The sequence below is a fragment of the Streptomyces afghaniensis genome (genome assembly GCF_044327915.1).
In the GTDB taxonomy this organism is placed as follows: domain Bacteria; phylum Actinomycetota; class Actinomycetes; order Streptomycetales; family Streptomycetaceae; genus Streptomyces; species Streptomyces afghaniensis.
Window position 1 is genome coordinate 676649 of record NZ_JBIRGJ010000003.1, and the last position, 12593, is coordinate 689241.

8 protein-coding genes are annotated in these 12593 nt (G+C 69.3%); 1 reads left to right on the top strand and 7 read right to left on the bottom strand.

What is annotated here, in order from left to right; translation table 11 throughout:
• Nucleotides 1–12: 12 nt before the first annotated feature.
• From ACH4G3_RS13455 to ACH4G3_RS13465, 3 genes are all read right to left on the bottom strand, one after another.
• Nucleotides 13–1731 (bottom strand): protein kinase family protein, encoded by a 1719-nt coding sequence (locus ACH4G3_RS13455; RefSeq protein WP_397624579.1) that lies wholly within the window; start codon nucleotides 1729–1731, stop codon nucleotides 13–15.
• A gap of 140 nt (nucleotides 1732–1871) precedes the next feature.
• The gene (gene murJ / locus ACH4G3_RS13460; protein WP_397624580.1) at nucleotides 1872–4163 is read right to left on the bottom strand and encodes a murein biosynthesis integral membrane protein MurJ; all 2292 of its coding nucleotides are present in this window, start codon (nucleotides 4161–4163) and stop codon (nucleotides 1872–1874) included.
• A 43-nt stretch (nucleotides 4164–4206) separates the two neighbouring features.
• A complete protein-coding gene (locus tag ACH4G3_RS13465) occupies nucleotides 4207–6606 on the bottom strand; it encodes a DUF6049 family protein (protein WP_397624581.1) in 2400 nt (799 codons plus the stop codon).
• A 257-nt stretch (nucleotides 6607–6863) separates the two neighbouring features.
• Between ACH4G3_RS13465 and ACH4G3_RS13470 the strand changes: the two genes are divergently transcribed.
• Entirely contained in the window at nucleotides 6864–8333 is a 1470-nt protein-coding gene (locus tag ACH4G3_RS13470) for a CCA tRNA nucleotidyltransferase (protein ID WP_397624582.1), read from the top strand.
• Between the two features lie 98 nt (nucleotides 8334–8431).
• Here ACH4G3_RS13470 and ACH4G3_RS13475 read toward each other — a convergent pair whose 3' ends face one another.
• The 4 genes from ACH4G3_RS13475 to ACH4G3_RS13490 form a co-directional block, all read right to left on the bottom strand.
• Nucleotides 8432–8941, bottom strand: a complete 510-nt coding sequence (locus tag ACH4G3_RS13475; RefSeq protein ID WP_397624583.1) for a DUF1720 domain-containing protein — start codon at nucleotides 8939–8941, stop codon at nucleotides 8432–8434.
• Between the two features lie 124 nt (nucleotides 8942–9065).
• Nucleotides 9066–10328, bottom strand: coding sequence for an MFS transporter (locus ACH4G3_RS13480; protein WP_397624584.1), 1263 nt, complete (start codon nucleotides 10326–10328; stop codon nucleotides 9066–9068).
• Between the two features lie 90 nt (nucleotides 10329–10418).
• Nucleotides 10419–11501 carry an inositol-3-phosphate synthase gene (locus ACH4G3_RS13485; RefSeq protein WP_397624585.1) on the bottom strand — a complete coding sequence of 361 codons (1083 nt, stop codon included), beginning with the start codon at nucleotides 11499–11501 and terminating at the stop codon, nucleotides 10419–10421.
• Between the two features lie 45 nt (nucleotides 11502–11546).
• Nucleotides 11547–12221 (bottom strand): PadR family transcriptional regulator, encoded by a 675-nt coding sequence (locus tag ACH4G3_RS13490; RefSeq protein WP_397624586.1) that lies wholly within the window; start codon nucleotides 12219–12221, stop codon nucleotides 11547–11549.
• Between the last annotated feature and the right edge of the window lie 372 nt (nucleotides 12222–12593).

The following is a 12593-nucleotide window of genomic DNA, read 5'->3' on the forward strand; positions in this document are numbered from 1 at the left end:
TTTTGTCGGCTCTCAGCCCGTGAACTTCACTTCGGTGATGGCCTGCTTGTAGCCCGGATCGCTGTAGTTGGCGGGGTCGTGGCCGGAGTACGGCAGGGCTGTCAGCCACACCAGGACGTACCGGCTCTTCACCGGCTTGTCGACGGTCACCTTCGCGGAGGTGGTGCTCGTCGTCGCCTTGCCCAGCTTCGTCATGGAACTGAGTGGCGTGGACGAACCGAGGGAGTCGGTCGCGTACAGCTCGACCGTGGTGTGGTCGCTGCCGTACCGCAGCGAGAGGGTCGCCGCCGACACTTCCTTCTCGGACCCGAGGTCATAGACAATGCCGACACCGGGCTTTATCACCATCTCCGGCCCGTCCAGGTAGCTGCTGGTGCGCCAGGCTGTGGACGGGTTGCCGTCGTAGGTCTTGGTCACGTCGGCGGGGTGCTGGGCGTCGCCCTTGGCGACGTACTCCTCGGCGCCCTTGATGGCGATCGGCTTCGGTGCCGGGCGGTTCTTGTTCTTGTCGCCGTCGTCGTTGTTCCGCGTCTGGCCCGGGTCGTCATTCTTGCCGCCCTGGTCCATGAGCGCGTCCGCCAGCTGCCAGCTGCCGAGGCCCAGCGCGGCGATCAGGAGCCCGGACACGGCCCACTTCAGGGCCTTGCCCGTGCGGCTCTGCAGCGGGGGCGGCGGCGTCGGGACCGGCTGGGCGGCACCTGGGCGCGGGGCCTGACGGCCGTACGTGCCCTGCTGGTACGACGTGCGCTGGTACTCGGGCGGCGCGGTGAACGCCGGCTCCGGCGGGCGGATGCGGGGCATCTCGCCGATCGCCTTCACCAGCTCCTCCGGCGTGGTGCACGGCGACTCGTGCCGGGAGGCGGTGGCGCCGTCGTTGACGAGTGCGCGCATGGAGAGTTCGGAGAGGCCGCGGTGCACACCGGCACGCACCTGGTCGGGCGCGATCAGGCCGATGTCCTTCGGCAGGCCGGACAGCCCGTAGGCGTCGCTCTCGTACGGCCAGCGCTGGGTGAGCGCCGCGTACAGCAGGGCGCCGATGGCCTCGGTGTCGGTGCGCTGCGGGGTGTCGGACGCGACGCCCCGCAGCGCGGCGTTCACCGCGAGCCCGCGGATGCGCCACTGGCCGGTCGAGGTACGCAGGACGGCGTTGGGGTTGAGCCGCAGATGGGCGAGACCTTCGCGATGGGCAGCGGCCATGGCGGAGGAGATCTGGCTGACCATCTGGTACGCGTCGTACGGCTCCAGCGGCCCGGAGGCGAGGAGCGTGGACAGTTCCGTCGCGTCCGGAAGCCACTCGTGGACGACGTAGACGAGGTCGTTCTCCTCCACCGCGTCCAGTACCTGGACGAAGCGCGGGTCGCCCAGCAGGGCGGAGGAGCGGGCGGCGGCCAGGACGGATCGGGCCCGTGAGTGGTCAGCGGGCAGGATGTGCACGCCGACGGCACGGCGGAGCTTCTCGTCCACGGCACGCCAACTGCTGAAACCGTCCAGACGGGTGACGCACTCCTCGAGGCGGTAGCGTCTGGCGAGTTTGTGACCACTGTGCAGTTCGGGCGGCGAGGTCTTCCCTGGACCGTCGGTCCGGGTGCTCTCCTGTACCTCGTCGCTGTCCGTGTCCCGCTCCCGGTTCTTGGCCACCCCGTCGGCCGTGGACTGGTCCGCCTGTGCGGTCAGCGACGTCTCGTCGCTGTTGTCTGCCACGTCGACGGCAGCCGTACTCCGTTCCGCCACCGTCGTTCCTGCCTCCCCATCCATTTGCGCGCCGCCCGGCATCCGTTGCGCGCCGTCCGACGCCGAAACCAATTGTGCCCACAGTCCGCCGCTATGCACGACACGCGGTGGCTGACGATGGTTGTGCGCCCACCCCCGACTCAGCGTCCCAGGCGTCCGCGGACCATGCCGACCAGCGAGTTGAGTTCCTCGATGCGCATGCGGCGGGCGGCGACGAAGAAGATCACGAGCAGCACGGCGCCACCGGCCAGCACCGCGGCGAGCGAGCCCACGACGCCCTGGCCGAGCGTGCGGCCGATGCCGTAGCAGGCAGCGCCGCTGAGCAGGGCTGCCGGGATCGACGCGATGCACAGCCGCGCATAAGTCCGCAGCACACGTGCGCCGTCGAGGTCCCCGCCCAGCCGCTTGCGCAGCCGGCGCCAGGCGACGCCGACACCGATCGCGTAGGCCAGGCCGTACGAGGCGGCCATGCCGACCACGGCCCAGCGCGACGGGATGACGAAGTAGCAGACCGCCGAGGCGCCCGCGTTGACCGCGGCCACGATGACCGTGTTGTAGAAGGGAGTTCGGGTGTCCTCGTAGGCGTAGAAGGCGCGCAGGACGACGTACTGCACGGAGTACGGAATCAGGCCGAGACCGAACGCCATCAGCATGAAGCCCATGTTGGTGGCCTCGCTGGTGCCGGAGGAGCCGAACATCAGCGTGCACATGGGGATGCCGAGCGAGAGGAAACCGAACGCGATCGGCACGATGGCGACCGCGGTGTTGCGCAGGCCCTGGGAGATGTCGTCGCGGACGGCACCGCCGTCGCCCTCGGCCGCCGAGCGCGACAGGCGCGGCAGCAGGGCGGCCATGAGGGAGACCGTGATGATGGCCTGCGGCAGACCCCAGATCAGCTGTGCGTTGGCGTAGGCGGAGAAGCCGGTGCCGTCGACGGGCGAGGCCTTGCCCGCCGCGGTGGACAGCCAGACGACGATCATGGCACCCGCCTGGTTGGCCAGGACGAACAGGACCGTCCACTTGGCGAGCGTGATGGCCTTGCCGAGGCCCTGGCCCTTCCAGTCGAAGCGCAGCCGCAGGCGGAAGCCCGTCTCGCGCAGGTAGGGGATCATCGCCAGGGCCTGGACCACGAGGCCGAGCAGGACGCCGATGCCGAGGAGGCGCTGGCCCTCCGGCGGGATGTTCGTGACCTTCATCCCGGAGTCGGCGGCGGTGCCGTAGACGTAGATGAACATGCCCAGCGTCACGATGATGACGATGTTGTTCAGGACCGGGGTCCACATCATCGCGCCGAACTTCCCACGGGCGTTGAGGATCTGGCCCATCACCACGTGGACGCCCATGAAGAAGATCGAGGGCAGGAAGTACTGGACGAAGGTGATGCCGACCTGATGCGCCGCGGGGTCGCTGGCGATCGAGGGGGACATCAGGCGGATCAGCAGTGGCGCGGCGAAGATCGCGAGCGCGGTGAGTGCGCCGAGCGCCACCATGACGAGGGTCAGCAGGCGGTTGGCGTACGCCTCGCCGCCGTCCTCGTCGTCCTTCATGGCGCGGACGAGCTGCGGCACGAAGACGGAGTTGAGACCGCCGCCGACCGTGAGGATGTAGAGCATGGTCGGCAGCTGGTAGGCGACCTGGAAGGTGTCACCGAGGAAGCCGACGCCGATGGCCGAGACGATCAGTGCGGAGCGGATGAAGCCGGTGAGGCGGGAGACCATCGTGCCCGCCGCCATCACGGCGCTGGACTTCATCAGGCCCGCGGCGCGGCCGCCCTTCTTCGGAGCGGACGAGGCGGCGGCCTCCGGTGCAGGGGTGTCGTCCGCCGCCGGCATCGCCGCGGTCTCGCCGGGAACCGGGTACTGCCCCTGCGCTGCGTACTGCCCCTGCGCCATCTGGCCCGGGGCCGGGGATGGGCCGGGGACCGACGGCGGCTCGTAGGACGGGTGGCCGCTCCCTTGCTGCTGGTCCCGGAAGAGATGCGCGAACGCGTCCGGCTCCTGGCGCGGCTCGCCCGCGTGGGAGACGAGGTCGTCCACGCCCACGAACTGGGTGGTCCGGGCGTCGTCGCCGTACGGCAGGTGCCTGCTTGGGCCCTCTGGCTCCGGTGCGGGCGTCTGGGCCCACACCCGCGGGTCGGGCGCGTACGGCGACTGCGGCGGCTGGGCGTACAGCTGCTGCTGCGGCTGGTACGTGCCCGGCGGGGGCGGCGGGTGCGCGGCTCGGTCGTAGCGCGCCTCGGCGACCGGGTCCTGGGCGGAGAGGTCCTGTGCCCGGTAGGGGTCCTGGGTGTAGGCGTCCTGGAGGTACATGTCCGCGGGCGGCTGCGGCGGCACCTGGCCGTGCTCGGGCTGCGGGCCCTCGGGCCCGCCCGGTTCGGGGTAGCCCGAGTTGCCCACGCCACGGCCGTGGTCACCGTCGTACGGCGCGTTCATGGTTACCCCACCTCATCGTCCCGGGCCCACCGGCCACGACATCTCAACGGTCCACTCTCTCACCCGTGCCGGACGGGTCGGCGCTTTCCGCTGCGGTGTCCGGGGCCGGGTCACTCGGCTGCTGCGGGGCGTCTGCCCGGGAGTCGGCCGCGGACTCCTCCTTGAGACGGTCGCCGGGGGCTTCAGGGTTCTGCGGAGCGTCGGCCGGGCTGTCGACGTCGTCGTCCGCCTCCGCGGTGGCGTCCTCGGCGGCCTCGCGGGCGGCGGCGCGCTTGCGCTGGGTGTACATACGGAAGCCGGCGAGGACCAGGAGCAGAACGCCGCCGCCGATGACCAGCATCACGGTGGGCGTGACCTCGGTGACCTTCACGTCGAAGGTGACGGGCTCGCCGTACCGCTGGCCGTCCTCCGTGTACAGCTGGGCGACCACCTCCGCCCGGCCGTTGGCGTTGGCGGACGTGGTGAACTTCACCGACTGGCTGTGCCCGCCGTTCACCGCGACCCGCTGCTCCTCGTAGGCGTCGCCGCCGATCTTGAGTCGCGTCGGGTTCTTCGACGTGAGCCGCAGCTCCAGGTGCTCGACTCCCTGGACCAGGTTGTTCTGAACGGTCACCGGGATCATGGCGCTGCGGCCGGAGAGCTTGGTCTCCGTCTTCTTGATCAGCTTGACGCCGTCGATCAGCCCGTCGAGGTAGGACTCGACGTCGGTGCGGTACCCCAGCGCCGCGTCGCCCCGGCCACGCCACGACGTGGACATCTCGCGGTTCATGGCCCGCCCGAAGGGGGTGACCACCCGGGACTCGTCGGTGAGGATCACCTTGAAGTTGTCGAGCTTGCCCTGCGTCGTCGCCATCTGCTCGAAGGCGTCCCGCTGCAGCTCCTGCTTGCGCAGCGAGCGGGGGTAGGCGTCGGCGGGCGGCACCTTCCTGTTGGCCGCCGGGTCGGGCTTGGCCTTGGCCGCGGCCGAGAGGTCCTGCGGCTCGGACCAGTTCCCGCCCTGGAGGGCGCCCAGTGCGTCGGCCATGGCCTGCGCCTGGCTCACGGAGGGCGTGCGCTGCGGGGCGACGACGACGCTGCGCTGCTTGCCGGTCTGGAGGCCGAGCGTCAGGCTCTGGGCCAGGAAGCGCTGCACGGCGAGCGTGGACGCGGAGGCCCTCGTCAGGTTGCCCTGGAACGCCGTGGACATCCTGGCATCCGCGACGACCGCCGTGGTGCCGCCGCCGATGGGCCGGGCCGCTGAGGGCGTGTACGACAGGTCGTCCTGGAGGCTGTCGCTGCGGGCGATCACCTTGTCGGCGCCCGCAGAGGTCGCGACCTTCATGATCGACGGGTCGACGGCGCCGTCCACGGGCCACGCGAAGTCCTTGGACGGTTTCACGTGGAGGACCGTCTGCACCGTGTTGTCGACGGCGTCGGTGGCCTCCTTGAGGTGGCTCAGCGAGCCCGTGACGGCGGTGCCGTTGTGGGCGAGGGAGGCCAGGTCCGGATCGCCGAACGGCAGGGCGACGACCTCCTTGCCCGCCACCGCCTGCTGGAGCTCGGAGAGCCACTGCTTGGCGACCGCCTGGTTCCTGCCGGGGGTGGTGTCGCCGTCCTCGCCCCTGACCTCGTAGGTCCTCGTCATCGCGTCGACGGAAGCCAGCAGGTCCGGGTCGATCACCCAGGTGATGTCGAGGCCCTTGCCCAGCGACACCATCTGGTCGAGGCGGCCGCCCGGGGAGATCTCCTCGGCGAGGTCGTCGTTGCTGAAGACCGGCGTCTGCTGCTCGTTCGACCCCGTCTCGGCCGTCATGTGGACGTCGGAGACGAGCGGCCACAGGAACGTGGTCTTCGTCTTGGTACCGGCCTCCTCCGGCTGCCACGGCAGGAAGGTGCGCTGGACGCCGAGAACCTGGTCCCAGGGCTGCGCGGCGGTCTCTCCGGAGAGGGCGACGGCCAGCTGGTAGACGCCGTCCTGGCCGAGGTCCAGCTCGTCGGCCGGCACGGAGATGTTGAAGGGCTCGGCCACACCGGGGGTGAGCTTGGGGAACTTCTCGGTGTACTTGCCGCCGATGGCCTCGCCGGCGGGGCCCTGGACGGCGTCGCTCTTCTTGGCGAGGCTGTCGATGGCGGAACGGGTGTCGAGCGAGGGTCCCACCCGCAGGTCGACGTGGGCGTCGGTGACCGGCTGCTTGCCGTTGTTGGTCACCGTGCCCGTCACGGTCACCGTGTCCCCCTCGGTGGGGGCGCTGGGGCTGAGTGAGTCGACAGCGACGGACACCGAGCCGCTCGTACCGGAGGCAGCCTGCGGGGACTCCTGCCCGGCCGCGTCCGCCGGCGTCGCGGCGGGCAACTGGAGGAGTCCGGCCAGCAGGGGCGCACCGGCGAGCAGTGCCCCGGTGCGCCGCAGCCACCGGCGGGCAGGTGAGGCACTGGTCCCCTGGAAGTCTGCCGCCTCGGCCACGCGCTCGCCCGTCCCTCGTCGTCGTCAGTGGTCGTCGGAATGTGCGTCCACGCATGGTAACGATGCGCGCTGAGGGGAAGTGCCGCGGTCCGTTCCACAAGATCGCGGCCCGGCGGCGAGCTGTCCGGTATGTCGCTGTATGACGGAGAGCGGTCGTCTCCACCTCAAGGGCATCTCTTGTGCGCGTATTGACGGACGTGTCTGCATGCCTCATAGGGGGAGCTTGGGGGCGCCCGAGCCACGTACCCTCTTCTGTTGTGCCGAACGCCAACGAAGAAACGCCCAGTGCCCTGAGTCAGGTGCAGCACCGCGCGGTGAGTGAACTGCTGCGGATCGCACCTGTCGCCGACGACCTCGCCCGCCGCTTCCAGGAGGCCGGGTTCTCACTCGCCCTGGTCGGCGGCTCGGTCCGGGACGCGCTGCTGGGCCGGCTCGGCAACGATCTGGACTTCACGACCGACGCCCGCCCCCAGGACGTACTCAAGATCGTGCGTCCGTGGGCGGACGCCGTCTGGGAGGTCGGAATCGCCTTCGGCACGGTCGGAGCGCAGAAGGATGCCCGCGTCGGGGACGCGGATCGACGCTTCCAGATCGAGGTGACCACCTATCGGTCGGAGGCGTACGACCGGACCTCACGCAAGCCCGAGGTGTCGTACGGAGACTCCATCGATGAGGACCTGGTCCGCCGTGACTTCACGGTGAACGCGATGGCCGTCGCGCTGCCGGAGAAGGAGTTCATCGATCCGCACGGCGGGCTCGAGGACCTCGCGTCGCGTGTGCTGCGTACTCCTGGCACCCCGGAAGAGTCCTTCTCCGACGATCCGCTCCGGATGATGCGGGCCGCGCGCTTCGCGGCTCAGCTCGACTTCGAGGTCGCTCCCGAGGTCGTCGCGGCGATGAAGGAGATGGCCGGGCGTATCGAGATCGTCTCCGCCGAGCGGGTGCGGGACGAGTTGAACAAGCTGATCCTGTCGCCGTACCCGCGCAAGGGCCTGTCCCTGCTCGTCGAGACGGGCCTCGCCGACCGCGTGCTGCCCGAGCTGCCGGCCCTGCGCCTGGAGCGTGACGAGCACCACCGGCACAAGGATGTCTACGACCACACGCTGATCGTCCTGGAACAGGCGATGGCGCTGGAGGACGACGGTCCCGACCTGACCCTCCGCCTGGCCGCCCTGCTGCACGACATCGGCAAGCCCCGCACCCGCCGCTTCGAGAAGGACGGACGGGTCTCGTTCCACCACCACGAGGTGGTCGGGGCGAAGATGACCAAGAAGCGCATGACGGCGTTGAAGTACTCCAACGAGCTGGTGAAGGACGTCTCACGTCTGGTCGAACTTCACCTGCGGTTTCACGGCTACGGCACCGGCGAGTGGACGGACTCGGCGGTCCGCCGCTACGTACGTGACGCCGGTCCGCTCCTCGACCGTCTCCACAAGCTGACCCGCTCGGACTGCACCACGCGCAACAAGCGCAAGGCGGCAGCCCTGTCGCGCGCGTACGACGGCCTGGAGGAGCGGATCGCCAAGCTTCAGGAACAGGAGGAGCTGGACTCGATCCGTCCTGACCTCGACGGCAACCAGATCATGGAGATCCTCGGCGTCGGTCCCGGCCCGGCCATCGGCCGCGCGTACAAGCACATGCTGGAGCTGCGCCTGGAGAACGGGCCGATGGAGCACGACTCGGCGGTGGCCGCACTCAAGGAGTGGTGGGCCGACCAGGAGGGCTGAGGCTGTGAAACGGGGTCATGTTTCACGTGAAACATGACCCCGGGAGACGGGCCGAGGGGCGGTGTTTCACGTGAAACACCGCCCCTCGCGTGTCTGCCTTACTTCTTGTCCTTCAGGCAGAGCAGGAAGTCCTTGCCGTCACCGCTCTCGGTGTACGTGTACTGGAAGTCCTTGGCCTCGGCCTCGCACTTGCTCGACGCCAGGGTCTGAGTGAGGTAGGCGCCCTCGATCTTGGCCAGCACCACGAACTTGGCCTTCGCGTCACTGCACTCGACGACCTCGAGGTCCGGGTTGTTGTCGTCGGTGCTGCCGCGGTGCATGCAGTCGCCGACGGCCGCCGTCTTGGCGTCGTCCCGGCTGGCTATGTAGCCGCCGATGGCAATGCTGGCCACCGCGATGACGATGGCGATGTTCTTGATGGTCTTGAAGCTGAGCTTGCGGCCGGTCGGCTGCGGCGGAACCGGAGCGTACGGAGCCGCGCCCTGGGGCGGGAATCCGGGCTGGCCGGGCTGCTGGGGGTAGCCGCCCTGCGGCGGGTACGGGGCCTGGGGCTGACCCGCGGGCTGGCCCTGTGCGAACGGGTTGCCCTGGGGCGGCGGAGTAGTCACTTGGGGGTCCCCCTAGAACATGGTTGAGTGACGCGAACATGTCGCGAGATAAGACCCACGTAAGTTATCGGTCCCCACTGACACCGCAGTAGCCGAATGTGGCTCTGTGTCATTGATGTGACACTTACTGGCGGCCAAACCGGCCCATAGTCACAGCTACTGCCGCGTAGATAACGGCGATCGTGATCACCAGCGGCACGGATCGGCCGTCCGGCGGCAGCACCAGGGCGGCGACGGCGGCGGCGCCGACGAAAGCGACGTTGAAGAGGACGTCGTAGACCGAGAAGATCCGGCCACGGAAGCCGTCCTCGACGGAGGACTGGACGATCGTGTCGGTGGCGATCTTCGCGCCCTGAGTGGTCAGCCCCAGGACGAAGGCCGCGGCCAGCAGAGGGGCAGCGGCGAACGGCAGCCCGAGAGCGGGCTCCAGCAGCGCGGCGGCCCCCGCGCACACGACGATCCAGCGTCCCGGCCCGAGCCGTCCCGCGGTCCAGGGCGTCACCACGGCCGCAGCGAAGAAGCCGGCGCCGGAGACGCCCAACGCCAGGCCCAGCAGGGCGAGTCCGTCGTCCGTGGTCGTGGTGAGCGCGTACCGGCAGAGCATCAGCAGCATCACCAGCAGGGCGCCGTAGCAGAAGCGCATCAGCGCCATGGCCGCGAGCGCCCAGGTCGCTTGCCGGCGCTGTGGCGCGGCCAGGTGACGTACGCCCGCCGCCAGGTCGCGAGCGGTGCCGGTGAGAGCCGTCGCGATGCGCTCGCGCACCAGTTTCCGGTCGGGGCCGAGGAGTTCCCGCGCCATGCTGAGCGATGCCAGGGCGGCGCACAGATACAGCACGGCTCCCACGAGCACCACGGCGGCGTCGGAGTCCGCCACCACCAGGCGGACGACGAAGGCGAGCCCGCCGCCTGCGGTCGCCGCCAGGGTTCCGGCGGTCGGGGAGAGGGAGTTGGCGATGACGAGGCGCTCGGCGTCGACCACGCGGGGCAGGGCGGCGGACAGGCCGGCGAGGACGAAACGGTTGACGGCGGTGACGCACAGGGCGGAGACGTAGAAGAGCCAGTCCGGAGCGGGACTGAGTATCAGCAGGGCCGTGGCGGAAGCCAGCACCGCGCGCAGCAGGCTGCCGTACAGCAGGACCTGGCGGCGCTGCCAGCGGTCCAGCAGGACACCGGCGAAAGGGCCGACGAGGGAGTACGGGAGCAGCAGCACCGCCATGGCGGAGGCGACCGCGGCCGCCGAGGTCTGCTTCTCCGGCGAGAAGACCACGTATGAGGCGAGCGCGATCTGGTAGACGCCGTCGGCGCCCTGGGAGAGCAGGCGCACGCCGAGCAGGCGCCTGAAGCCCTGGAAGCGCAACAGGACACGCAGGTCACGGACGACGGCCATGGGGCACAGCCTCACATATGGGAGAGGGTCCCCGGGTCGTACGACCCGGGGACCCTCACAGCCCTGGCAGGAGCGACTGGTTGCGGCGCCTCAGCGCTCGACTTCACCCTTGATGAACTTCTCGACGTTCTCGCGGGCCTCGTCGTCGTAGTACTGGACGGGCGGGGACTTCATGAAGTAGCTCGACGCGGAGAGCACGGGGCCGCCGATGCCGCGGTCCTTGGCGATCTTCGCGGCGCGCAGGGCGTCGATGATGACGCCGGCGGAGTTCGGGGAGTCCCAGACCTCCAGCTTGTACTCCAGGCTCAGCGGGACGTCACCGAAGGCGCGGCCCTCGAGTCGGACGTAGGCCCACTTGCGGTCGTCCAGCCAGGCGACGTAGTCGGACGGGCCGATGTGGACGTTGTCCGCACCCAGGTCGCGGTCGCGGATCTGCGAGGTGACGGCCTGCGTCTTGGAGATCTTCTTCGACTCGAGGCGGTCGCGCTCGAGCATGTTCTTGAAGTCCATGTTGCCGCCGACGTTCAGCTGCATCGTGCGGTCCAGGATGACGCCCCGGTCCTCGAACAGCTTCGCCATGACACGGTGCGTGATGGTGGCGCCCACCTGGGACTTGATGTCGTCGCCGACGATCGGGACGCCCGCCTCGGTGAACTTGTCGGCCCACTCCTTGGTGCCGGCGATGAAGACCGGAAGGGCGTTGACGAAGGCGACCTTGGCGTCGATGGCGCATTGGGCGTAGAACTTCGCCGCGTCCTCGGAGCCGACGGGCAGGTAGCAGACGAGGACGTCGACCTGCTTGTCCTTGAGGACCTGGACGACGTCGACCGGCTCCTCGGCGGACTCCTCGATGGTCTCCCGGTAGTACTTGCCGAGGCCGTCGAGCGTGTGGCCGCGCTGGACCGTCACACCGGTGCTGGGTACGTCGCAGATCTTGATGGTGTTGTTCTCGGAGGCGCCGATGGCGTCCGCCAGGTCGAGGCCGACCTTCTTGGCGTCCACGTCGAACGCGGCGACGAACTCGACGTCGCTGACGTGGTAGGCGCCGAACTGGACGTGCATCAGGCCCGGCACCTTGGCCGCCGGATCGGCGTCCTTGTAGTACTCGACTCCCTGCACCAGCGATGCGGCGCAGTTGCCCACACCGACGATGGCTACGCGAACCGAACCCATTCCGGTTGCTCCCTGTGTGTACGAGTGAGGCCCTTCAGCGGGCTCTCACGTGGCGGTGTCGCCGGGCGTATCCGGACGGGGGTCGTCCCCCGGCCGGGGCAGGCCGCCCGACGCTCCAGATGTGGTGTCACGCGAACCGGGCTCCCCCGGGGTGGGACCCTTCAGGTCCCGCCCCGCCCGCTCGCTCTCGATGAGCTCGTTCAGCCAGCGCACTTCGCGCTCCACGGACTCCATCCCGTGGCGCTGGAGCTCAAGCGTGTAGTCGTCGAGGCGCTCCCGGGTCCGGGCCAGCGAGAGGCGCATCTTCTCCAGGCGCTCCTCCAGCCGGCTGCGGCGGCCCTCCAACACGCGCATGCGCACATCGCGTGAGGTTTGCCCGAAGAAGGCGAAACGGGCGGCGAATGTCTCGTCCTCGTACGCCTCGGGCCCGGTCTGGGAGAGCAGCTGCTCGAAGTGCTCCTTACCCTCCGCCGTCAACCGGTAGACGATCTTGGCGCGGCGGCCGGTGAGGGGAGCGGCCTCGGTGTCGTTCCCCGGCTCCTCTATCAGCCAGCCGTTGGCGACCAGCGTCTTGAGGCAGGGGTACAGCGTCCCGTAGCTGAACGCACGGAACACACCCAGTGAGGTGTTGAGTCGTTTGCGCAGCTCATAGCCGTGCATCGGAGATTCGCGGAGCAGGCCGAGTACGGCGAACTCGAGGATCCCGGAACGCCGGCTCATCGTCGCCTCCTCTCTGCCGCGGAACCCGATGTCTCGGGCCGATGTGTCGCGCTGATGTATCGACTCGATACATCACGACGATAGAACGGCCTTCCGGATGCGACAAGAGGGGGTGCGGTGAACGGGATCACATCACCGATTCATCGGACGCGAGTTGCCTGATTTGAGGTGAACTTCAGCCCTCGGCAGGTTTTGGTGGTGCGTAGTCTGTGCGCCATGCACATCACCGGGAACCAAGTGGCGCCTGAGAGCGTCGTCGTCTTCGGTGTAGTACGGGTGCATGCGGGACCGATGAATGCAGAGACCACCGCATCCGTACTTCGGGGGGACCGGAAACCAGCCGCCGTTTCCAGGCGCGCAAGGGTGCGCCTG